Annotated in this window: 24 protein-coding genes; 7 read left to right on the plus strand and 17 right to left on the minus strand. The window is 44.9% G+C overall.

Annotated features, from left to right (window positions below):
- Window positions 1-131: 131 nt before the first annotated feature.
- The 3 genes from QMA04_RS15425 to QMA04_RS15435 form a co-directional block, all read right to left on the minus strand.
- Window positions 132-1,082 (minus strand): DUF4003 family protein, encoded by a 951-nt coding sequence (locus QMA04_RS15425; RefSeq protein WP_290186816.1) that lies wholly within the window; start codon window positions 1,080-1,082, stop codon window positions 132-134.
- 53 nt (window positions 1,083-1,135) lie between these two features.
- Window positions 1,136-1,945 (minus strand): zinc transporter ZupT, encoded by an 810-nt coding sequence (gene zupT, locus QMA04_RS15430; protein ID WP_191715498.1) that lies wholly within the window; start codon window positions 1,943-1,945, stop codon window positions 1,136-1,138.
- Between the two features lie 100 nt (window positions 1,946-2,045).
- A complete protein-coding gene (locus QMA04_RS15435) occupies window positions 2,046-2,690 on the minus strand; it encodes a uracil-DNA glycosylase (protein ID WP_191715497.1) in 645 nt (214 codons plus the stop codon).
- A 117-nt stretch (window positions 2,691-2,807) separates the two neighbouring features.
- Between QMA04_RS15435 and QMA04_RS15440 the strand changes: the two genes are divergently transcribed.
- Window positions 2,808-3,149 (plus strand): P-II family nitrogen regulator, encoded by a 342-nt coding sequence (locus QMA04_RS15440; RefSeq protein WP_142827327.1) that lies wholly within the window; start codon window positions 2,808-2,810, stop codon window positions 3,147-3,149.
- Between the two features lie 12 nt (window positions 3,150-3,161).
- Entirely contained in the window at window positions 3,162-4,451 is a 1,290-nt protein-coding gene (locus tag QMA04_RS15445; protein ID WP_191715496.1) for an ammonium transporter, read from the plus strand.
- A gap of 27 nt (window positions 4,452-4,478) precedes the next feature.
- Here the strand turns inward: QMA04_RS15445 and QMA04_RS15450 are convergent, their stop codons facing one another.
- From QMA04_RS15450 to QMA04_RS15485, 8 genes are all read right to left on the minus strand, one after another.
- Entirely contained in the window at window positions 4,479-5,117 is a 639-nt protein-coding gene (locus QMA04_RS15450) for a phosphatase PAP2 family protein (RefSeq protein ID WP_290186820.1), read from the minus strand.
- Window positions 5,118-5,203: 86 nt separating this feature from the next.
- Window positions 5,204-5,878: an ABC transporter ATP-binding protein gene (locus QMA04_RS15455; RefSeq protein ID WP_290186822.1), complete on the minus strand. Its 675-nt coding sequence runs from the start codon at window positions 5,876-5,878 to the stop codon at window positions 5,204-5,206.
- A gap of 3 nt (window positions 5,879-5,881) precedes the next feature.
- The gene (locus QMA04_RS15460; protein ID WP_290186824.1) at window positions 5,882-6,946 is read right to left on the minus strand and encodes an ABC transporter permease; all 1,065 of its coding nucleotides are present in this window, start codon (window positions 6,944-6,946) and stop codon (window positions 5,882-5,884) included.
- A 177-nt stretch (window positions 6,947-7,123) separates the two neighbouring features.
- Window positions 7,124-8,083 (minus strand): siderophore ABC transporter substrate-binding protein, encoded by a 960-nt coding sequence (locus QMA04_RS15465; RefSeq protein ID WP_290186826.1) that lies wholly within the window; start codon window positions 8,081-8,083, stop codon window positions 7,124-7,126.
- A gap of 21 nt (window positions 8,084-8,104) precedes the next feature.
- Window positions 8,105-8,866, minus strand: a complete 762-nt coding sequence (locus tag QMA04_RS15470; RefSeq protein WP_191715491.1) for an iron ABC transporter ATP-binding protein — start codon at window positions 8,864-8,866, stop codon at window positions 8,105-8,107.
- Window positions 8,863-9,813, minus strand: coding sequence for an iron chelate uptake ABC transporter family permease subunit (locus tag QMA04_RS15475; RefSeq protein ID WP_290186829.1), 951 nt, complete (start codon window positions 9,811-9,813; stop codon window positions 8,863-8,865). Before QMA04_RS15475 ends, QMA04_RS15470 begins: the two co-directional genes overlap by 4 nt.
- Window positions 9,806-10,756 (minus strand): ABC transporter permease, encoded by a 951-nt coding sequence (locus tag QMA04_RS15480; protein ID WP_191715489.1) that lies wholly within the window; start codon window positions 10,754-10,756, stop codon window positions 9,806-9,808. Before QMA04_RS15480 ends, QMA04_RS15475 begins: the two co-directional genes overlap by 8 nt.
- A 367-nt stretch (window positions 10,757-11,123) precedes the next feature.
- Window positions 11,124-11,987, minus strand: coding sequence for a DUF6612 family protein (locus QMA04_RS15485; protein WP_290186831.1), 864 nt, complete (start codon window positions 11,985-11,987; stop codon window positions 11,124-11,126).
- Between the two features lie 202 nt (window positions 11,988-12,189).
- On the opposite strand from QMA04_RS15485, the gene QMA04_RS15490 reads away from it, so the two are divergent.
- Together QMA04_RS15490 and QMA04_RS15495 are read left to right on the plus strand one after the other, a co-directional pair.
- A complete protein-coding gene (locus QMA04_RS15490) occupies window positions 12,190-13,908 on the plus strand; it encodes an ABC transporter ATP-binding protein (protein WP_290186833.1) in 1,719 nt (572 codons plus the stop codon).
- A 57-nt stretch (window positions 13,909-13,965) separates the two neighbouring features.
- A complete protein-coding gene (locus QMA04_RS15495) occupies window positions 13,966-14,184 on the plus strand; it encodes a hypothetical protein (RefSeq protein WP_290186835.1) in 219 nt (72 codons plus the stop codon).
- A gap of 280 nt (window positions 14,185-14,464) precedes the next feature.
- Here the strand turns inward: QMA04_RS15495 and hflX are convergent, their stop codons facing one another.
- Both hflX and QMA04_RS15505 read right to left on the minus strand, forming a co-directional pair.
- Complete coding sequence (hflX, locus tag QMA04_RS15500; RefSeq protein ID WP_191715485.1) at window positions 14,465-15,736, minus strand: GTPase HflX; 1,272 nt, start codon at window positions 15,734-15,736, stop codon at window positions 14,465-14,467.
- 78 nt (window positions 15,737-15,814) lie between these two features.
- Complete coding sequence (locus QMA04_RS15505; protein WP_290186838.1) at window positions 15,815-16,528, minus strand: VOC family protein; 714 nt, start codon at window positions 16,526-16,528, stop codon at window positions 15,815-15,817.
- Between the two features lie 198 nt (window positions 16,529-16,726).
- Between QMA04_RS15505 and QMA04_RS15510 the strand changes: the two genes are divergently transcribed.
- A complete protein-coding gene (locus QMA04_RS15510) occupies window positions 16,727-18,283 on the plus strand; it encodes a BCCT family transporter (RefSeq protein ID WP_290186840.1) in 1,557 nt (518 codons plus the stop codon).
- Between the two features lie 69 nt (window positions 18,284-18,352).
- Here QMA04_RS15510 and putP read toward each other — a convergent pair whose 3' ends face one another.
- A complete protein-coding gene (putP, locus tag QMA04_RS15515; RefSeq protein ID WP_290186842.1) occupies window positions 18,353-19,873 on the minus strand; it encodes a sodium/proline symporter PutP in 1,521 nt (506 codons plus the stop codon).
- A gap of 111 nt (window positions 19,874-19,984) precedes the next feature.
- Here putP and QMA04_RS15520 point away from each other — a divergent pair, with 111 nt between their 5' ends.
- A complete protein-coding gene (locus QMA04_RS15520) occupies window positions 19,985-20,347 on the plus strand; it encodes a DUF2188 domain-containing protein (protein WP_191715481.1) in 363 nt (120 codons plus the stop codon).
- Window positions 20,348-20,385: 38 nt separating this feature from the next.
- Here QMA04_RS15520 and QMA04_RS15525 read toward each other — a convergent pair whose 3' ends face one another.
- From QMA04_RS15525 to desA, 3 genes are all read right to left on the minus strand, one after another.
- Complete coding sequence (locus tag QMA04_RS15525) at window positions 20,386-20,985, minus strand: response regulator transcription factor (protein WP_191715480.1); 600 nt, start codon at window positions 20,983-20,985, stop codon at window positions 20,386-20,388.
- Entirely contained in the window at window positions 20,982-22,118 is a 1,137-nt protein-coding gene (locus tag QMA04_RS15530) for a sensor histidine kinase (RefSeq protein ID WP_191715479.1), read from the minus strand. The genes QMA04_RS15525 and QMA04_RS15530 overlap by 4 nt, the downstream gene beginning before the upstream one ends.
- 95 nt (window positions 22,119-22,213) lie before the next feature.
- Window positions 22,214-23,233, minus strand: coding sequence for a Delta(5) desaturase DesA (gene desA / locus QMA04_RS15535; protein WP_191715478.1), 1,020 nt, complete (start codon window positions 23,231-23,233; stop codon window positions 22,214-22,216).
- Between the two features lie 207 nt (window positions 23,234-23,440).
- Between desA and QMA04_RS15540 the strand changes: the two genes are divergently transcribed.
- A complete protein-coding gene (locus tag QMA04_RS15540; RefSeq protein WP_191715477.1) occupies window positions 23,441-23,671 on the plus strand; it encodes a hypothetical protein in 231 nt (76 codons plus the stop codon).
- Window positions 23,672-23,909 lie beyond the last annotated feature (238 nt).

A 23,909-nucleotide genomic window follows, 5' to 3' on the forward strand; every position in this document is an offset into this window, starting at 1 on the left:
GTCTGTTTTTTCAATTAATTTAAAGTAAATTCATTTAAGCAAAATAATATTCTTCCAAGTGCTTCTTGCTGAACCATCTCTGTCAGCTGCCCTTTGCACAAAGCCACTGCGGTTCGAACATTGCCCTATGATCACGAACCTGAGGAACTATTGGTCGAAGAGATGACTGCCGCATTGATGCTGACCATCATGGCAGCCTGTTGGGCCTGCATCAAGGTTTCCAGTGACGTAGAGAAGGTCATTGCCGAAATTTCCTGCGCGTCAATCGTATCATTCAGCGCCTGCTGCACAGCAGTTGAAAACGCCACATCTTTATACCAACGGAAAATTTTATTTCCCTCTAATTCACGAGTATTTTCTACAATCCCCCGGAGCGCTTTCCCATCTGCTCGCATGACCGCCAAAAAACCGAGAACGGGATACTGCGCCGCACGAATTTTGATTTTCTCTTCTTTAAAAAATTGGTGGATCGCCAAAACCCTGCCGACCATTTCCGGATCATAAACAGGCGAATCGAACGTCATGATCTGGGATAGCCACTGAAGGTCATTCCCCATATTGAAGCCCTGCTCACGCAAATCACGGTAGTATATATTCATCGTTTCAGCTCTCTCTTCAAGCGACCCTTCCCTGCTCCCCAATAAAACGGCATAAGGAATATCTTCATTGGAGGTCAGGAATTTATGGTGTTTTTTCATTTCTTCGTATAATTTTCTTGCCCGGTCCGCTTCTTTCGGTTTCTTCATCAGCAGGGCCGCCAAATACGTATAGGATGTTTTCCAGAAGCCCGCGTTATTCAACTCTCCCTGATTTTGGTTGATCAACTTCAGCGAACTTTCCACGTCCTCTTCTTTCGCCGCCATGAAAGCTGCGGCTACATGGAGCAGATGAGAGCGCAACGGCGACGTCCACCCTTCATTCTTTTTGATCACTCCAACAATAGCTTCATGAACTTCGGCATCGAAGGCTTTGCCACGTGATAAGTATATATTCGTTACGGCTAAGGCAATCCGTTTATCCACTGCCCAACCCAATGTTTTCGACACCTCTGAAAAAGTTTCTTCAATGTGTTTGATATCCATAGAAAAAGCCTCCTTTTCTCTTTACTACGAGAACAGGAGGCAAAAAGTTTCATTTAAACGATGAGTACCAGGCTGACAGCCATGACTGCCATTCCCGCTACCAACCCATAAATGGACAGGTGTGCTTCGTCGTATCGTTTAGCGGCTGGCAATAATTCATCCAGCGAAATAAAGACCATGATGCCCGCCACACCGGCAAATATTATCCCGAATAACGTGTCACTAAGAAACGGCATCAAGAACAACCAGGCCGCAATCGCTCCTACCGGCTCTGAAATGCCTGAAAGAAAACTGTACTGAAATGCTTTTTTCCGGCTTCCAGTCGCATAATAAATCGGCACCGAAACTGCAATTCCTTCTGGAATGTTGTGGATAGCTACCGCAATGGCAATCGCCACCCCAAGAGCCGGATCTTGTATAGCTGACATAAATGTGGCGATTCCTTCAGGGAAGTTGTGGATTCCGATAGCCAACGCTGTAAAAATACCCATTTTACGCAATCTGGCGTATTCGTCATTGGTCGGCCCGTCATCCATATCCTCCACGGTTTTAACTTCATGCGGATTCCCCAATTGAGGAAGGATGCGATCCAGCCCTGCCATAAAGATCATTCCGCCAAAAAAGCCTGCAAGCGTCAACCAATAACCCATCGTCTCACCGTGGGCACCCGTCAAAGAATCTTTTGCTTTGAAGAAAATTTCAATCATAGAAACGTAAATCATGACTCCGGCTGAAAAACCAAGAGAAATTGATAAAAACTTCGTATTTGTACGGGATGCAAAAAATGCGATTAAACTGCCAATCCCTGTGGCGAGTCCAGCAAAAAGAGTCAATCCTAACGCAAATAAGACTGCACTATCCATAGACATGCCTTCTTTCCAATTCAAGTGAATAACGTTATTGTACGGCAAAAGTTTCCTTTGCGCAACATTTTTCAACTAAGAAAGATTTCCCATTATTCATTTATCTTATCTCTCCAAGAAGATCCTTTAATCTCCGCCAATCATCATCTTTAAGTGCTCTAACAGACGGATTATAAAAGACACTGGCAGGATGGAATGTAGGGAAAATATGATAAACTTCAGCAGTTTCTTTAAAGCTGCCTTCTTCCTCATTCCACCGCAAAATTGGCGTTTCCATGAGGACGCCGTGCAGTTCCGTTACTTTCGCTTGCGGTCCGATCAGGCGCTGCAGCCCAATATTTCCCAGGGTCACGATCAGCGGTGGGCCGACATCCCGAATTTCCGCATCTAATATGGGCGCATGCGCGATAATTTCCTTTTTCGTCGGAGCACGGTTGTATTTTCTTTCGATTATTTCTCCATTTCGCTTCTTTTTTGCCCCCCATTTATACGGCCGGCTGCGGACCGCGCTTGTTATGTAGACGTCTTCCCTCGACAAGCCAACACTTTGCAGGGAAGCCATCAACTCTTTTCCCGCTCTGCCGGTAAACGGGATGCCTGTTTCCAATTCATTTTCTCCTGGCGCCTCGCCTACAAGCATAAGAGCAGGATTTGTGGGTCCGCTTCCCCAAACGAAGCCTTCTACCGGGTATCCTTCAATTCTTCGTTTCCCCAAAGCAGCTATTTCTTCAGATATTCTATACATTCCTTTTCACCTCTGTTTTTAATGTAAGGTTACCTAACATTTAAATAAAAAAAATCTTGCGTTTTCAGAAAATATAAATTATGATGTTAACAAACCTAACATCAAGGAGGAGAAGACATGAAAAAAATCGAGACAATCATTCGGCCATCCGTTTTTGCAGACGTTCGCCAGGCTTTGGCACTTGAAGGAATAGACGGTTTGAGTGTAACGGAAATCGCCGGAATCGGAAAGCAAGAAGGCCGTGTCGGGTTATTCCGAGGCAACGCCTACACCATGGAATTTTCCCCGAAATTGAAATTGGAAATGGTAGTGGACGATGACAAAGTCGAGGATATTATTCAGGCGCTGTTGGAATATGCTTCAACCGGCCAAGTCGGGGATGGCAAGATTTTCATACTCCCAGTCGAAGAAGCCATACGCATCCGAACAAAAGAACGCGGCATAGTCGCAATTGGATAAGGAGGAGATTGGATGGAAGCAGTTCAAAGTTCAGTAGATATGTTATGGGTGATGCTCGGGGCTATGTTGGTATTTTTCATGCATGCAGGATTTGCCATGGTGGAATCAGGGTTTACACGATCTAAAAACACATTGAACATTCTTATGAAAAATATGATTACTGTCTCACTTGGGTCCATTCTTTATTTTATCGTCGGATATGCTCTTATGTTCGGTCCCTCGTCTTTAGGATTAATCGGCACACAAGGATTCGCCTTATCAGGCGTTGAAGATATCGGATTCTTTGTCTTCCAAGCTGTTTTCGCCGCCACTTGTGCAACAATCATTTCCGGAGCTGTAGCAGAACGAATGAATTTATCTGCATACATCTTGTTGACCATCGCCATGACCGCTGTCATTTACCCGATTGTCGGCCATTGGGTGTGGGGAGGCGGCTGGCTGTCACAGATCGGCTTTATCGATTTCGCCGGATCCACAGTAGTCCACCTGACAGGAGCCGTAGCCGCATTTATCGCCGCTTGGAAAATCGGTCCACGCATCGGCAAATACAGCGGCAAGGCTATCAATACGATTCCTGGCCACAGTTTGCCGCTCGGCGCATTGGGAGTTTTCATCCTTTGGCTTGGCTGGTTCGGATTTAACGGAGGCAGCACCTTGGCAGCCGACCCCGCTCTAGTACCTCCAGTAATTGCCAATACCTTATTGGCAGCTTCTGCCGGAGTTATCGCTACAGCTGGATATACACGATTGCGTTATGGCCGTATCGATGCTTCCTTGACAATGAACGGCGCACTTGCCGGCCTTGTCGGCATCACCGCAGGCGCAGCAAACGTTTCTCTCGTCGGCGCTCTTGCTATCGGGTTGATAGCCGGGGTCGTCATGACCGAAGCGATTCGCTTGCTTGATTCCAAAATTCGTGTCGATGATCCGGTCGGAGCTATTTCCGTTCACGGTATTGCAGGTATCTGGGGGACGCTTGCAATCGGCTTATTTGATACTACCGGCGGTCTGCTTTACGGAGGCGGAGCTGAAATTCTCGGCATCCAGGCAGTCGGCGTGCTTGCTGTAATTGTATGGGCTTCAATTTCAACCACTCTTGTACTGTTTGCAATCGGCACCATTGTGCCGCTCAGAGTCACTGCCGAAGAAGAAGAAGTTGGACTCGATTTTTCAGAGCACGGCTCACAAGCTTATTCGATGCAGGACGTGCTGCAAGGTTCACCGACAGCAAGCAATGATTCATTCGCTCATCGTCTGAATCAACTCGGAGATGCACCGGTTCCACGCAAATCAATTTCTTGATCCAAACAAAAGAAGAGGAATTCCTGCTCAATCCAGGAATTCCTCTTCTTTTTGCGTCTTTGCCTTGTTGCGAAACTGTCGTTCTCGTATTTCATACCAGACCGCAACTCCAACAAACCACGCGTAACCTAGTAGTGAACCTGCAGCTACATCAGAGAAATAATGTTCTCCCCCCGCCACACGCGACAACGCAACAGTTACAGCCAATGCAACAGCCACTGCCCAGATAATCACCTTCGATTTTCTGGAAGCACTTGCCTCCGAGAGAAAGTACGCTACTGTAAAAAGATAGAGCAGCCCAACCATCGCATGATTAGATGGAAAACTAAAAGACTCCAGATCATGCGGCGACTCCGGGCGCGGGCGTTCAAACCATTCTTTCATCAATTGATTCAAGACGTTTCCGAGACCTACAGAAAAAAAGACAAACAACATTCCCCTGTAATTTTTCCGGAATACCCAAAGATAGACAAGCAGCAACAGGCTGACAGTAATGATCATCCATGGGTCACCGATAAAGGACATGCCATCGAGCAACACTCTGCCGCCCAGCAGCTCCGCCGCTGATTGATCGATTCGAATTACGGATTCATTCGAGTAATTTACAAGAATAGCAAAAAAACCGAGTAAGGCGGTTACTGCCAGCGGATAAAATAGACGCTTCATCGCATTCACCTCTTTCATCATTACCCATAGTTTACCATAAGCCATAAGAAAAGCCCGTCTGCCATATCGGCAAACGAACTCGACTGTCACGGCTGCTGCAGTTCCAGCACGCCATCGACCATTTTATAGACCTTGTCGCAATACTCGATCAGACGGATATCATGCGTCACTACAATCGTCGTGGTCTTTTTATTTTTCGTTTCTTCTTTCAATAATTCCATTACTTCATAAGCACGGTCAGAGTCAAGAGAGGCTGTCGGCTCATCCGCCAATATGATGGAGGGATTGCTATATAGCGCTTTGGCGATTGCCACCCGTTGGCGCTCTCCCCCGGAAAGGTCTGATGGATATTTGGCACGGAGGTCCCCAATACCCAGATCTTTGTATAGCTGTTCCAACTGTTCTTTGTTCAGATTGTCCTTTTTGACTTTATCCAAAAGCTTCAATTGCTTTTCCACTGTCAGAAAAGGCACCAAATTGGAGGCTTGAAGGATAAAGCCGATTTCCTTTAACCGGATTTTCGACAATTGTTTTTCATTTAATGTCGCGATGTTTGTATCGTTGATCAGTATATCCCCATCCGTCGGAGATAAGAGCCCTCCTGCAATCGTCAAAAATGTACTTTTTCCGGAACCTGAAGGCCCAATAACGGCAATCAATTCTCCCCGCTCTGCATGAAAGTTCGTTTCTTTTAATGCATCTACTTTTTTATGCCCTGTTCCAAATGACTTTTTTACTCGATTCAATTCTAATACTGCCATGATTTAACCTCCAATCGCTTTTAATGGATCAATTTTCACAATGGTTAACACCGAGAACACCGCACCTAGAATGGCTACCACAATTAGTACCAATCCGTATATCAGCATTGTTGGAATATCAAACGCTACAGGAACTGCACTCGGAAGAAAGGCGCCTGTCAAAAGCGTCAATCCAAGGCCAACCACTACACCGACCGCTGCGAGAATAGCTGTCTGCGCAATAACTGAACGAGCCAAGTAACCGCTTGGAATTCCCTGTGCTTTCATGACCCCAAACATACTGATTTTTTGCACCGTCAACACGTAAAGAAAAATCGCCACAATTACTGAGGAGATAGCAAACAGGAAGTAGATCATAAAGTTCAGCGTAAGGCTTTGCGCTGTATATCCAGGGAGACTTTCAATGAATGTCTCTGTCTCAATCACCGCGAGGTCCTCTTCATTTGTAACTCCTGAAATATCATCGGTCCGTACAGCAACTCCGCTGATTTGACTTTCACTTCCCGCCGCTTCACCAAACTTCACTTGTTCGAACGTATCCAAATCCGTATAAAGAACAGGAGCCGCATTGAAACGTGCTTCGTCTGTGAATCCGACAATTTCCAACTTTTCCTCAGTTGAAGACAAGCTGATGGTATCTCCCAGTTTAAAGCCGTCATCTTTCAGTGCATCGCCGGCTATCACTTGATTGGCACCAGTGAATTCCTTCCCTTCAGTTATTTCAGGCATAATGAATTCATCACTGTTGATGCCAAAAATAGAGACATTGGCTTTTTCGTCGCCAGTCTGTGCAATGGCATTCAATTGCCCCAGAACAGCTGTTTCATCCGCATCAATAATATCGACTGCATCGCTGCCAAAAGAAGATTGAGTCAGGCTCTGATCCGATTCTTCAGTCAAGACGATGGCATCAGCATCCCATTTATCCACGGCCTCCCTATTCAAGCTAGCCAGTCCACTTGCCAATCCGGATAAAAAGAATACCAGATAGGCAACGAGCATCAATACGCCAATAATCAACGTAAACCGCAGTTTGTTCTTTATAATTTCGTTCCACGCTAAAAACATTTCGTCACTTCCATCTCTATAATGTATCTTGCCCTTAATACCAGTCTATATTACTATGTTACTTATATAAAACCTATACAAATATTATATACCCAATTTCATTTTTTTCAATCGATTAAGCTTATAAAATAAAAAAATCAGCGAGGGCACAACACCCTCGCTGACTAGAATTATTCCTTATTCAAATGCAGATTGTATATCTTTCACCATCTGAGAAACAGATTGCAGTCCGCCACCTGACAGGTACCAGAAATCCGGATCCAAGTAGATGATTTTATCGTTTTTGTAAGCATTTGTTTTTTGTACCAATTCATTTTCAAGAGAATCAGCAGCACTTGCTTCGTTTCCGACAGCAGCGTTGCGGTCAACTACGAACATCATGTCTGGGTTTGTTTCCAGAATGTATTCGAATGAAATACTTTGGCCGTGAGTTGAAGCTTCGATGCCTTCATCCGCTTGTTTTACGCCGAATACATCATGGATGATACCGAAACGTGAAGCTGCGCCGTAAGCACTTACTTTGCCTTCGTTAGCAAGAGTAATCAACGCTTTTTCATCAGACTCACTTACCGTCGCTTTTACTTCTTCGATCTGTGCATCAATTGCTGCTAGCTCTTCTGTTACTTGATCTTCTTTACCGAAGATTTCGCCAAGTGTGTTCATGTTTGATTTGAATGACTCCATGTATTTAGTAGTATCTACAGCCATGTGGATTGTCGGTGCAATGTCAGCGAACTCATTGTACATATCAGCCTGACGTCCAGAGATGATGATCAAGTCCGGTTCCATTGCATTAATCGCTTCAAAATCCGCCTCTTTTAACGTACCGACGTTTTCATATTTCTCAACGTCTTCAAATTTTTCAAGGTATGCCGGCAAAGATTCCTGAGGAACTCCTGCAACAGCTTCAATGCCTAATTTGTCCATTGAATCAAGGACACCGTAATCAAATACGACAACTTTTTCTGGGTTCTTGTCAAAAGTTGTTTCCCCAAGTTCATGCTTAACTGTCATCTCTTCTGTTTCTTCTGCCTTAGCAGTTGCTGTATCAGATTCTGTCGACTCTTCAGTGGATCCACAAGCTGCAAGGAAAGCCACCATCATAAGGGTAAATGCGACCAATAACCATTTTTTCATATCTTTTCGAGCTCCTCTTTTTTAAGAATTGAAGTATACGCAAATCCGGCAATTGTTCATCTGCTGAATCGGAATATCCATGTCATAGATTTCTTTTAATGCCGCACTTTGAATAATTTCTTCTGTTGTCCCATCTTTCACCACTCGACCATTTTTCAATGCCACGATGCGGTCGGAATAGACAGAAGCGAAGTTGATGTCGTGAAGGACGATGACCACAGTTTTGCCGAGCTCATCAACCAAACGGCGCAAAATTTTCATGATTTGGACAGAGTGTTTCATATCCAAATTATTCAAAGGTTCATCCAATAGAATGTAATCGGTATCCTGTGCAATGACCATCGCGATAAACGCACGCTGGCGTTGCCCGCCTGAAAGTTCATCCAGGTATGAATTCTCCATTTCCTTCAAATCCATATAGTCGATTGACTGGTCCACCATTTTTTCATCTTCATCATTCAGACGGCCTTTTGAATAAGGAAAGCGCCCAAAAGAAACAAGCTCGCGAATCGTCAAACGGACATTCATGTAGTTAGACTGCTTTAAGATCGATACACGTTTGGAGAACTCATTGGATTTCAACTTTTTTGTATTGGTTGAATCAATGAGTACTTCCCCGGTATCCGCATCCAAAAGACGGCTGACCATGGAAAGCAGCGTGGATTTCCCAGCACCATTGGGTCCGATAAAGGACGTAATCTGACCGCGCTGGATATCAACAGAGACATTTTCCACAACTTGTTTTTTTCCGTATAGCTTTGTCAATTCACGAACTTGGATCATTTAGATCGACTCTCCTTTAATAGTAGGTAGATGAAGTAAATTCCACCGATGAAATTGATGATGACGCTCAATGTCGTATTGAAAGTGAAGATCCGCTCCACTACCCACTGGCCACCGACCAAGGCTACTACACTGATGACAATAGACCCTGTCAATAAAACCGAATGCTTATACGAAGTAAAGAATTGGTAGGAAAGGTTTGCAACAATCAAACCGAAAAATGTAATCGGTCCGACAAGCGCCGTGGCAATTGCGATTAAGACAGCCGACAGCACCAGCATTTGTTTTACCAGCGCGTCGTAATTTACACCGAGATTGATTGCTGTATCGCGTCCCAATGTCAGAACATCCAAAGAGGAATTTTGTTTCCAAGCGAAGGCAACGAGCAAAGTGATGATGACCAGTGAGGTCCACACCAAATCCGAATTGACATTATTGAAGCTGGCAAACATCCGGTCCTGAATGATCGAGAATTCGTTGGGATCGATCAGCACCTGCAGGAAGGTCGTAATACTGCCGAAAAACGTTCCGCAGATTATACCGACCAACAAGAGAAAGTAAACCGGTCGATCATTCTTTTTAAAGAGCAAGCGGTAGAACAACAAGGCGAAGATTACCATTACGGCAATCGACAGCAAGAAGTTCACTTGCTTATTGACGATTGTAATATGATCTGAACCGAGGAAAAAGATCAGCAAAGTCTGAAGCAGCATATAAAGTGAATCCAAGCCCATAATGCTTGGCGTCAGTATCCGGTTATGGGTGATGGTTTGGAAAACCACCGTTGCATAGGCAATGGCAACTCCCGTCAACACCATAGCGAATACTTTTACACCGCGTCTCGGCAATGCATAATCGAAACTTCCGTTCAAATCCTGAAACAGATAAACTCCACAAGCCGCTAAAGCCAAGCCGACGAGTATAAGCATCTTATGTAGGTCACGCATACGCTTTCCTCCTAAACAACAAGAAGAGGAAAATAAAGCTTCCGATAACGCCGACCATCAGGCTGATGGAAATCTCATACGGGTAAATCAGCACTCTTCCCAAGATATCGCACACCAGCAAGAAAATAGCTCCAAGCATCGCAGTATGCGGCAATGTTTTTTGTAGATGATCTCCTTTGAAGATCGAAACGATGTTCGGAATAATCAACCCTAGGAACGGGATAATTCCTACCGTCAACACAACTGTCGCTGTAATCAAAGCCACGAGCACCAATCCGATGTTGACAACGCTCCGGTATTTCATCCCCAAGTTTTTGGAGAAGTCTTCACCCATGCCAGCAACCGTAAAACGGTTTGCGTACAGATAGGCGATGATAAATACCGGAACACTGATGTAGAGAAGTTCATAACTCCCTTTCATAATCATCGAAAAATCACCTTGCAGCCAAGCGGACATGTTTTGGATAACGTCCGCGCGATAAGCGAAAAACGTTGTGATGGAAGACAGGATGTTCCCGAACATCAAACCGACAAGCGGAATGAATATAGCATCTTTAAACTTGATGCGGTTTAGAATTTGCATGAAAAGGAATGTACCGGCAAGCGCAAAAGCGAAAGCCACTGTCATTTTTTCGAGCATCGATGCGTTTGCGAACAAGAGCATCGAAACCAGAATCCCAAGCCGAGTGGCATCCAATGTACCTGCCGTCGTCGGAGACACAAATTTATTGCGGCTTAACTGCTGCATGATGAGTCCTGCCATACTCATTCCTGCACCTGCCAGCAAAATCGCAACTAGCCTTGGCAGACGGCTAATCAAGAATATTTCTGTCTCTTCCGATTGGAAGTCAAGCAAATCACTAACACTGATACTGCTTACTCCGACAAACAAGGAAACAATCGACAGTATGATCAATGTTGGTATTAAATAACGTTTCTTCATTACTGTCCCTCATCTGTCCTCAATAAAACATTATTGATTATTCGATAGTGATAATCATTATCACTGCCGTACAGATTTCAGTATAGCATGTTGAGAATTAGAGTCAATGATTAATTGAGAATTATTTTCATTTAGATGAGAATGATTCTAATTTGTCAAAAGTTCGTCAAACATTCAGAACATGACTAAGGTTTATGTATGCAAACTCCTCCTAAACAGCTAAGCCAACTAGCTAACATGTAAAAATCGCCCTTTCTTAATGATGTGCAACGGCACCACCATTTAAAAAGGACGATTCTCGGCGCATAGCCGGACTTTTCTTCCATATAGATAAAGCCCGCCATTAATCCCTATCGGGGCTTGTCGGTCAACCTGCAATTTCCTGCGCTTGCTCGAGCACTTCGGCCGGGATGGTAATCGCTTCGATTTCATTGTATTTACTGTAATCGGCTTGTATATCCGATTTGATGTTCATCGATTCTCCTTCAATATTCATATCCATGTCCATCTTCACATCCAAGCTGTTCGTCAAGAAGGTTTCTTTATCGACATTGATCACATAATTCACTGAATGAATGGTCATATCTTCAAGTGCTGTCTGGGCTTCAAGCTCCATTTGCCCCAATGTTTTCTCAAGCTGCTGAGCCATCAATTCCTGGAATTCCTCACCGGAGGCATCAAGCGTCAAGATGTATTCATCCGCTGACTGTTCAAAAGTAAAATCTTCCTGGAATTCTGCGAGTTCTTTGAGCTGTTGAGAAGGATCAGCGGTCTGCTGATCAGCAAGCCCCTTCAAGTCCTCGATGCTGTCATCCGGCATCTTCAGCCAAGTCGCCATTGTTTCTTCGTACATATATAAACCTTGGTCTGTAAAATACATTTCCATGCTCATCGGATTGGTGTTCTCGATGTCTTCTGACACCATGGATGTTTCTGCCGTTTGATGGAATGCCAACGGTTCAGTGGTCATGTCCATTGCAGAGTCCATTTTCATGTTGATCACCATGCCATCCGGCTGCATAGCCATCACTTGGTCAGTTACAATATCGGCATGAAGGCTCGTAATTTCTTCAGATGCCTCCATTGATTTCGTATATACCTCTTCTGCCGTCAACTCGCTGCTTTCGCCTTTCGCCGCCTCATCGCCAGATACCGGTTCTGCTGTCTCTCCGCAAGCAGCAAGCCCTATCGCTAATGTAGCTGTACTCATAAACATGATCCATTTCTTCAAAACAATCACTCTCCTATAAGTTTTTTTAGTGCCGTGTGACTCCACCAAACAAGCGAGAAAAAATCTTCTTTGGCTAGACTTAGCTATTCTACGAAAAATCTTGGAAAAAGTTTCATATTCTTTATTTACCCAAATTCCATTCGTTTATTTCGCCTACATCGATTATACTTTTCATTGTGAGAAAAAAACGAGGTGGATTTTATTGAGATTAAAACAATTTTTCCAGTATTATAAGCCGCACAAACGGCTTTTTGTCATTGATTTTTCCAGCGCGGTCTTTGTCGCTATCCTGGAACTTGCCTTTCCGGTCGCAGTCCAGTGGTTTATCGACGACCTGTTGCCAAGCGGCAATTGGGGAACGATCACTACCGTCAGCTTCCTGTTGTTGATTGTCTTCCTATTGAGTACATTTCTACAGTATATTGTCAGTTACCTGGGGCATAAACTGGGCATCAATATTGAAACGGACATGCGGGAAGAACTGTTCACCCATGTTCAGCGGCAGTCCTTCCGTTTCTTCGACAATACCAAAACCGGACACATCATGAGCCGTGTCACCAACGATCTATTCGATATCGGCGAACTCGCCCACCACGGGCCGGAAGATTTCTTCATCGCCATCATGACCTTTTTCGGCGCATTCGGCATCATGTTCTGGATCAACCCGAAATTGGCGCTCGTTACTCTGATTGTCATTCCGTTCCTCATCTGGCTTATCACGTATTGCAACATCAAGATGAATCAGACCTGGGGCAATATGTACAGCAAAATCGCCGACGTCAACGGCCGAGTCGAAGACAGCGTTTCAGGAGCGCGTGTCGTCCAGTCATTTACGAATGAAGAATTTGAAATCGAACGCTTCAAAACCGATAACGACCGTTTCCGCCTTGCCAAACTGATTGCATACAAAGTTATGGCAGCTACTCATTCGAGCATCTATATGATGACGCGCCTCTTGACCTTAGTCGTGCTGGTCTATGGAGCATGGCTCAATTTCCAAGGGGAATTGTCTTACGGGGAACTTGTCAGTTTCGTATTGTTCCTGAATGTCTTGATTAAGCCGATCGATAAGATCAGCGCATTGCTTGAGCTCTATCCGAAAGGAATGGCTGGTTTCAGCCGATTCCGGGATTTGATTGATCAGGCACCTGACATCAACGACCGAAAAGACGCTGTAGCTGTCGAGAAACTGAATGGAGATATTTCATTCAACAACGTCCATTTTGGCTACGACAACAACAAATCCGTTTTATCGGGAATCGATTTGAATTTGCGTGCCGGTGAAACCGTTGCGTTCGTTGGACCTTCAGGCGCCGGGAAAACGACCATCTGTTCCTTGATACCACGCTTCTACGACATTCAACAAGGAAACATTACCATTGACGGCATGGATATCCGGGACATGACCAAGCATTCCTTGCGTTCACAAATTGGCATTGTTCAACAGGACGTTTTTCTGTTTACTGGAACCATCCGCGAAAACATCGCCTATGGCAAACGCCATGCCAGCGAAGAAGAAATTTTAGCGGCTGCTAAAAAAGCTCATTTGGAAGATTTTGTCCAAAAGCTGCCGCAAGGTTATGATACACAAATCGGGGAACGCGGCTTGAAGTTGTCTGGCGGACAAAAGCAACGTCTGGCAATCGCACGTATGTTCCTGAAAAACCCACCGATCTTGATTTTGGATGAAGCCACTTCGGCACTCGATACCCAAACAGAACGGGTTATCCAAGAGGCATTGGCTGAACTTGCAGAAAACCGGACGACGTTGATTATTGCACACCGCCTCGCGACCATCCGCGATGCTGACCGCGTAATCGTGGTGACGGAAGATGGCATTGCCGAACAAGGCGGATACACTGAGTTGCTGGAAACCGACGGCATTTTCGCCAATCTTCACCGCCTCCAATTCCAACAATAAGTTCTGAAAAAATTGCACGACAAGTCAAAAAGAAGCTGTGCGATTCATTTTTGAGAGGTGTATTGTGTCCTGAATGACTGGAATTACCGCCGGGAAATGTGGCGCATCGGAATTTGTGGCCATTGTGATCCGGTCGCTTATCTCGATGCATTGCTGCAATACCAGGCATTGGTCAAAATGACGATCAGCAAGCGGGATATTCACTGGGATTCATTTCACTACTACCGCCTCCGAGATGTTGAAATCGGCAAATATGCCATTCGTCAGGAGTTATAAAGATCGAATATATCCTATTCCTGAGCTTTTTGAAGGCATGGAAAGTATTTAGAGCTTATTAGAAAGTATTCAGCTGTTTACGGAAAGTATTTACATCCAAACAGAAAGTATTTCACTCAACTTGGATAGTAAGCTCTTTTAATGGAATAAAACTAATCTTCTTTTCAAAATAAATCCAAAAAAAACCGCATACAATGCAAAAACCGCTGGAGAAAAATCAATGATTTTTCTCCAGCGGTTTTATTTTAGGGACTTATGGGACAGTCCCTTTTTTGACGTTCTATTTCCCGATGACAAATTGCTGGTAGCGGTCGTAATCCGCATGGCTTAGTTCCACTTTCAGCAAGGTGCCTTCTTCTTCGTATTCGGTTTCCAAGATGCTGGCGTGTTCGTTCAGGTAAGCGACAATGTCGCCGCGATCGAACGGAATGACCATACGGCACGTGACATAATCGGCGAAAATCCTTTTTTTGATGACTTCCAGCAATTCATCCAGACCTTTTCCTTCTTTTGCAGCAATCCACAAGCCGTCGCCATTTACGGCCGGGTACCGGATTCCCGCCAAATCGGATTTATTGTAGACATACAGCGTTGGCACATTTTCAACTCCAACGGCCTGCAAGGTTAGGTTCGTGACTTCCATCATATAACGGTGCTCTTCATTAGACACGTCGACAACATGCAGCAAAAGGTCTGCATTGCGGGCTTCTTCCAATGTCGAGCGGAACGCTTTCACCAAATGATGCGGAAGTTTGCTGACGAAACCGACTGTGTCTGTAAGCAAGAAGCTTTTATTGTCTTCCAGGCGAATCTGACGGACAGACGTTTCCAATGTAGCAAACAACATGTCTTTTTCAAATACCTGCTTTTCCTCATTTTGTCCTGTTTTCGTCAATAATCCATTCATCACCGTTGATTTTCCGGCATTCGTATAACCGACCAACGACACGACGGGCATGCCTTTTTTGGTGCGCTGTTTGCGCTGCGTGACGCGCTGGTCTTTAATATGCTCGAGCTCTTTGTGCAGCTTCGAGATTTGGTCTTCGATTTTCCGGCGATCCAGTTCCAGTTTTGTTTCACCAGCTCCACGGTTGGCTACGCCACCGCTGCTGCTCCCGCCTTGGCGGCCAAGTGATGCACGCAGGCCGACCAAACGCGGCAGCATGTATTGAAGCTGCGCCAGTTCCACCTGCACTTGCGCTTCACGCGTTTTTGCACGCCGCGAGAAGATATCCAAAATCAACATTGTCCGGTCAATGACTTTGCATTCCAAGTCTTCTTCTAAATTCCGAATCTGCGATGGCGACAACTCATCGTTGAAAATCACGAGATTAGCATCGGCTTCTTCATAGAAGGCTTTAATTTCTTCCACTTTACCGCTTCCGACGTAATGCGAAGGATTGATGCGATCCAGGTTTTGTGTAACTTCTCCGACCACTTCGACATTACAAGCTTCTGCTAAATTATGCAGTTCTTCCATTCCATATGCGAAATGAAGATCCTTTTGAAGCTGGACACCGACGATGACCGCTCTTTCTTGTAGTTCATCCATTAATCATGTCCTCCTTTTGCAGGAAAGGCAATTTCCTATTCAATCTATCCATTTTACCACAGATTAGCTGCAGCTAAACTATAGACGCGGTAGCCAGTACCGGCCATGTGCATATTCAACCTTATTTTCACAATCTACAAAATGCACTTCTTCCAGACGTTCCTTTGGCTGATCGGTTTTTCTGAATTCAATTCGGCAGTTCGGCAATTCCAGGCTGCCGCCGAGAATCTTCCGCCATGCATCTGCCGTTTCCTCGGGATTCCACACCCCAAACACGCAGCGGTCGATCGCAAGCTTCTCGTTCATATCCTGCACGGCTCCATTATCCCGTAACTTCCTGTAGCGTTGCTCGTCCGATTCCTGCCATTCAATGAAAAATGGGGAAGGCAAGCTCGTCGATACGGGCTCTTCGATAAATAACATCTTCCATTTGATCACTTGTCCCGCTTCAGTCCGCCGCTCGGCATCCAAAATGCCGGAAGTTTTAATCCCTCGGCCTTCTAAGTCTTCGTGAACTGCCTGAATCTCGCTGGTCCGAAGGCATATGGTTCCAAAACCTACTTGGTCGTGCAACAACAGCCTTGTCAGAGGGTGATCTGCACGGGAAGCAATTTCCTCTTTCTCTACTGCCAGCCATTCAATATAGCAATCCTTCAAGTACAGCAACGCGTTATGCGTCCCCCAGCTTACGTGTTGCCCCCCAACAGCAGCATGGAAGTTTTTTTGTCGCCACTGTTCCACAACTTCTTTAGGATTTTGTTGAATAAAATGAACAATGTGATCCAGTTTCATAAAGCACCTCACTTACCTATTTTTATCCACGCTATACCGTTCGCCATTTCCTTCAAGTTTCCTTTAAATGGCGAACAGTAATATGCCAAAGAAACATACAATAACTTAATGGCAATTTAGATTTTTTTGCCAGAATGGGTGGTTTTCACTCCCTATGTTCGGTAGTCTAAATTATAGAAAAACTTTTAGGAGGTACCAATGAATAAAAAATCGCTTGGAAATCCCGTATTTTTAGTATCCGCTACCGTCATACTTATCCTCGTCATCTTAGGCGCGGTTATGCCGGTCCGTTTTGGAGATGTAGCAGGAACTTTATTTAACTTTACGACCTTGAATTTCGGCTGGTTTTATCTCCTTGCCGTCTTTATCATCACCCTCTTCCTCATCATCATCGCTTTATCCAAATACGGCGGCATCCGCCTTGGCGCTGACAGTGATCGCCCCGAGTTCCCATTCTTCACCTGGATTGGCATGTTGTTTTCTGCAGGGTTTGGAGCAGGCCTTGTTTTCTGGGGAGTAGCCGAACCAATGAGCCATTTTTTTACCACACCTTTCGGCGACGAAGCACAGACACCGGAATCGGCTCGAATTGCCATGGGCTATTCATTCTTTCATTGGGGAGTCAGCCAGTGGTCGGTATTCGCACTCGTTGGTCTTGTCATCGGATTTCTGCAATTCCGCAAAAAGAAACCCGGATTGGTTTCCACGGCACTTGAGCCGGTGCTCGGCGGTAAACCTTTAGTCAAGCATTCCATCGATTCGCTGGCAGTCATCGCTACCGTGATGGGAATCGCTACATCTCTTGGGCTTGGCGTGCTCCAAATGAATGGCGGGCTGAATGCGGTATTTGGAATCGACAATGCCTTTCCGATTCAGTTAGGGATCATCGTTGTCATGTTCGCCGCTTATACCCTGTCTTCTTCTACCGGCCTGAAAAAAGGGATTGCGTACTTAAGCAACCTGAACCTTGGGTTGGCGCTGGTCCTGATGGTCTTTGTCTTTATTGCAGGCCCAACCGTTTTCATTATGGAAACTTTCACTTTGGCATTGGGCGATTACATCACCAACTTCGTTTCTTACAGTCTTCGCCTTCAGCCATATGCAAACGGCGACTGGGTAGAAGGCTGGACGATATTCTATTGGGCCTGGGCCATTGCCTGGTCTCCATTCGTCGGTGCCTTTGTTGCACGCGTCTCCAGAGGGCGCACAATACGTGAATTCGTTATGGGTGTGCTTGTCATCCCGCCTGCCATCGCCTGTCTGTGGATTGCCGTCTTTGGCGGCACTGCCCTTTGGTATGACTTGAATCAGGGCACAGGAATCGCAGAAGCGGTCGATAATGACCTGACCTCGGCATTGTTCCAGACATTTGACGTTCTGCCGCTGACAACCATCATGTCCATTCTCGCAATCCTGCTGATTTTCACTTTCCTTGTGACTTCGGCTGACTCTGCTACCTATATTCTGGCTTCTATGACCAGTTACGGAAGCCTGAATCCACCAACAGCCTTCAAGATTGTCTGGGGTGTGCTGATGGCTGCAATTGCAGCAGTCCTGCTGTATGCGGGCGGATTGGAAGCTCTTCAAACCGCATCTTTGATTTCAGCTCTGCCGTTCACGGTGCTGCTGGTACTGATGCTTTGGTCTTTCACAAAAATCATCCGCAGAGAATCACCACCTATTAAGGAATCGGAATTGCAGCGCTTTAAGCGGATGGAACAGGAATCCCGCAAACAACGCAACCGTAATAGTTAATAACTCAGCATGCAAAAGGCGTACAGCCCTTCCATTTGGAAGGAGCTGTACGCCTTTTTGTTGGTAAACTTATTTGTCTTCGTTGATCAATCGAACTGTTTCATCGAATTCTTTCTCAATTTGTGCATCTGGTTTGTATGTGACCAGGCTGACAAGCCATGTAACAAGCAAACACAGGAAGAATCCAGGAATGATTTCATAGACATTGCCGATGAAATTCGTTGTTTCAGTAGCTCCAGGATCCTCGGGAATTGTACCGATCAAATCCCATACGATGACCGTTACAGCACCGACGATCATTCCGGCTAAAGCACCCATTGATGTTAGCTTACGCCAGAATAAAGACAACAGGATAATCGGTCCGAAAGCGGCACCGAATCCGGCCCACGCATACGCAACCAAGCCAAGAATCGTATTGTTCTGTTCCCATGCCAGGTAGGCGGCAATAACAGCAATCAACGCCACAGCGATACGCCCTAAGTTCACATATCCTTTTGGCGATGATTCTTTCTTGAAGGCAATCTTATACAGATCTTCAATCAACGCTGATGAACTTACCAAAAGCTGGGAAGAAATGGTACTCATAATAGCTGCCAAAACAGCTGCCAGTACAAATCCAGCAACCAGTGGATGGAACAGAATCTGGCTCAAGTCCAGAAAGACCGATTCAGGATCCACTAAAGTCGCTGAAGGGTTCTGCTGGAAGTAAGCAATCCCAACAAGTGCTGTGGCTGCCGCTCCAAGGAGACTGAAAATCATCCAGCCCATGCCAATACGGCGGGCCACACGGACTTCCTTCAAGGTTTTAATCGCCATAAAACGGACGATGATATGCGGCTGGCCAAAATAACCAAGTCCCCAGGCTACTGCTGAAATGACACCGATGGTGGAGGCACCTGAAATCAGGCTCAACATGTTCGGATCCACTTCACGGATGCTGGCAGCTGTTTCGCCAAATCCGCCTGTGGCAAAAATGCCTACTGCCGGTACTGCGATCAAAGCCAGCACCATCATGATGCCCTGAACAAAATCCGTATAGCTGACGGCCAGGAATCCGCCGAATAAAGTGTAGGCTACAACAACAATCGAGCCCAAGACTAACCCTAAATGATAGTCCATACCGAATGAACTCTGGAAGAACAAACCAGAAGCGACCATTCCGGATGAAACGTAGAATGTAAAAAAGATTAAAATGATAATACCTGAAACAATTCTTAATAACCTTGATTTGTCTTTCAGGCGGTTCTCCAGAAAACTTGGAATCGTGATCGAGTCACTGGTTACGAACGAATAAATCCGCAATCTCGGTGCAACGAAGAACCAATTTAAAAAGGCACCGACGGTTAATCCGATCGCAATCCACACTTCAACTAGTCCATTAAGGTAAATCGCCCCCGGCAAGCCAAGCAAGAGCCAACCGGACATATCCGAGGCACCGGCACTAAGTGCAGCAACTGCTGGTCCAAGACCCCTTCCACCAAGCATGTAGTCGGATAAATCTGCTGTTTTCCGATAAGCGTACCAACCAATAAACAACATGGCTGCAAGATAAATAGATAGTGCAATGATTTGATAAGTAGTATCTGTCATTCTATCCCCTCCTTGTTTTACAGTGTAACATCCTTAACTTTTATTAAAAGTCCCTTTTTCGGTTTTATAGCCAATCCAAGCGGGGAAAAGAATCTCAAGGAGGAGATTATTATGCCGTGGAGCAAAAATGATTATCCGGATTCGTTCAAAAATCTAGACAGTGCCGTCCGCAATAAAGCCATTGAAATTGCCAACGCATTGCTTCGTGATGGCTACGAAGAAGGCCGTGCCATTCCAATTGCTTTGGATCAGGCAAAAAAAAGCGTAGAGGGCGACGAAGAACGGCCGATTTATGAAATCAGAAAGCACGACGAAGGTTGGCAATTAAAGAAAAAAGACAGCAAAAAAGCCATCTTGATTGAAGAAACCAAAGAAAGCCTGATGGGAGAAGCCAAGCGTTATGTCAATAAAAATCACGGAGAACTCCATATCTACACGGAAGACGGCTCCTTGTCAGATACACTTTATGAATGATTGAAAAGTAAATGCCGCTGTCGGCTGACAGCGGCATTTTATTTAAACCATCCTTTTTCTTTAAAACGGGAAATGGCTTCAATCCGGTTCCCCACTTCCAGCTTATCCAAAATCGTCGAGATGTAATTGCGTACTGTTCCAGTCGTTATGAACAACTCTTTGGCAATTTCTTTCGTACTCCGCCCCTCGGCAATCAACTCCATTACCTGGCTCTCACGTTCGGTTAACGGATTTTCGTCGCCGTATGCCAAATCCACCAATTCCGGTGCATAAATACGGCGTCCATCCATAATTGTCCGAATGGATGTTGCAAGGTCTTCGCTCGGGCTGTCTTTCAGCAAATAGCCGCTGACTCCTGCCTTTCGAGCACGTTCAAAATAACCTGAGCGCGCAAAGGTCGTTAAAATAATGATTTTACACGGCTTTTCTTTCAAGATTTCTGCTGCGTCCAACCCGCTTTTCAACGGCATCTCGATGTCCATGATACAAATATCAGGCTGCAGCTTTTCGACAAGTTCAATGGCCTCTTCTCCATTCGATGCTTTGCCCACTACTTCCATATCTTCTTCCAAATCCAATAAGGAACCTAAAGCCCCCAACATCATCCGCTGATCTTCAGCCAATACGATTCGGATCATTTAATCGCCTCCTTTGAACTATAAAGAATCACGTTCGGCACCCGAATATTCAATGTAGTGCCTTCCATGACTTTGATATCCACTGATCCGTTGACAAATTCCAGACGTTCGCGCATCCCTGCCAATCCATTCCCTTGCAAAGATGTGTTTCCTTCCGGAAATCCTTTTCCATCATCCTGTACTTGAACAAGAATTTCTTCAGGATTTTGTTTGATCAGGACACTGCACCGTGTAGCATTACTGTGTTTCACGACGTTTGTCACAGCTTCTTTCAAACACATGCTCAAAACGTTTTCAACAAGCAGCGGTGTATTGGTCAATTGCGGCGAACCATAAAACACAAAATCGATTTCAGCCGCTTTTAAAATTTGCTGAATCCGCAGAAGTTCCTCGTCCAGTTTCGTGCCCCGCATATTGGATACCAGCTCCCGCACTTCCTTTAGAGCTGTACGGGCTGTCTGCCGCACGTCATTGATTTCATTCAAGGCCGACTCCGGATTCCGGTAGATCAACTTGCCTGCCAAGTCACTTTTTAAACCGATCAGTGACAACTTCTGTCCTAAAGTGTCATGCAGGTCACGTGCAATCCGCTCGCGTTCTTCAATAATAACCAATTGGGAGATCCGCTTATTGGCATCTTCAAGTTGGCCTTCCAACTTCTCTCGTTTGTTGCGGTTGTAGGTATTGAAAGGCAGCAGAATAACTCCCAATATGCTGAGCACGATAAACGGCAACTGCGAAACATACAATTCACTGTGTTCAAAAAAGCCGAATACCACAGCAGCAATCGTCGTGCCAATATGGAGGCCATAGATGATGAAAAAGCCGACTTTATTACGCAGATTGCCGATGAAAAACGCCACAAAAATAGCGAGATAAACATAACCGAACAACAGAATCATCGCGATATTGATAGCCATTTCTATACTTACCCAGACATAGACAAAGCCGGTTTTCGAATTGAATGAAAGACGGTACGCAATAAAGAACAGCAGCAGCAGCAAAATGCCGATGACGATCTCAGGCAATGAGGAAGAACGAAAAATAAAGAAAAAAGGCAAAATACAAAAGATGACCCAGGCGTAAAGACTCAACCATGGATTTTTAGGAAATATTTGATACCAGCTTTGCATAAGAGCCTCCTGTTCGTTTCTATATGAGTCAATCATAGCAAAAAATAAGCAAAAGAAAAAACCATTCTGCTAAGAATGGTTTTTTCTGCCAACTATTACTGTTGAACAGTTTTCGAATGGCCTAATAAGTGTTTGATGTCGCCAAATGTAACGAATGTTTTATTTGGTGCATCATACAATTTATAGCGCAATGATTTCAAGCTGGATTTAATGTTTATTGTTGTTGCCTGTTGAAGCGGCGGAGTGGATTCGTGCGCTTTTTCCAAGTTGTAGTTTGGAACACGCGGGCTCAAGTGATGCACATGGTGGAAACCGATGTTGCCCGTTACCCATTGCAATACTTTCGGAAGCTGGTAATAAGAGCTTCCTTCTACAGCCGCTTTTACATAATCCCATTCGTTTTCGTCTTCAAAATACGAATCTTCGAATGTGTGTTGAACATAGAACAACCAAATGCCGAACGCTCCAGCTATAAACATGGTTGTACCTTGAACGATCAGGAATGCCTGCCAACCAATTGCCCAGATTAAAAGCGAATAGATGACAACAAGCGAGATATTGATCAAGTACGTGTTATTGCGTTCTTTTTTACGTGCATCTTTACGGTTGAAACGGCTTGAGATCAAGACCAGGAATAACGGTCCGAATCCAAACATGACCAGTGGATTGCGGTACATGCGGTATTTGAAACGTTCCCATTTCGATGCTTCCACATATTCTTCAATTGTCATAACCCAGATATCGCCGACTCCGCGCTTATCAAGATTACCACTTGAAGCATGGTGAATCGAGTGCTCACGTTTCCACTTTTCATATGCGAAAAGTGTCATGATGCCAGTAATCGTCCCGACAACTGCGTTAGCTTTTTTGTTTTTGAAAAATGATCCGTGTGTGCAGTCATGGAAGATGATGAATGTGCGGATGACGAATGCCGCAGCCACTGCTGATAATGCAATTGTTAACCAGATAGAGACATCAAGCGCCTGATAGGCTAAGAACCATGCCAAAATGAAAGGTGGAATTGTATTTGCTAATTGTCTTACACTTGCTTTGACGTCAGCCTTTTCGAAAGGTGCGACAAACTTGCGTAATTGTGCTGTTTTTTCTCTGCTCATGTTTTCGGCTTCCTCCTTATGCGGACTTTTTCAATCCGAATAACTTATTAACCTAATCATAAAGTGAAAGCAACATGACAATAAGACACAAACGTCTATATTTCTATATGACAGTTGTCATGTATTTCAGAAAATCAAGCTCTTTAAAATTACAAGCAATATGTGTATACTGTAAATAATCAGAAAAATCAGAACGGAGTGGAGCTTATGACCGGTCTCGTCGCCGTCATCATGGTCTTTTCAATTCCATTAGCAGGCATTATCACTTCACATTTTCAAGCCCAAACAAAACTGAAGCACAAGATGCTCCAAACTGAGCTGGAGCTTGAAAAACTGAAGCACGATAACTATGTCATCGAAACACAGAAGATGCGCCTTGAACTGGAACAAATGAAGCTGGAAGATGCCAAAAAAGACGATTATTTGATGTTGAAATAAAAAGTCTCCAAGAACCTAAAAGCCCCTTTATGCATATTCGCATGAAGGGGCTTTCCTTGCTTGCTCTAATGTGCGGAAGAGCTGCTGATCGCTTCCGCTTTTCTATGTCCAGCTGTGGTGCCCAGCTTCTCAGGGTCTTAAGTCCCTCTGGCCATACGGCTGAAGAAATGCCATACAGCCAAAGTGCCTTATGCCTGTCGGAGGTCCACAGGATGTGGATCAGGTAACCGTTGCGACA

Source organism: Planococcus sp. APC 3900 (genome assembly GCF_030407735.1).
In the GTDB taxonomy this organism is placed as follows: Bacteria; Bacillota; Bacilli; order Bacillales_A; family Planococcaceae; genus Planococcus; species Planococcus notacanthi.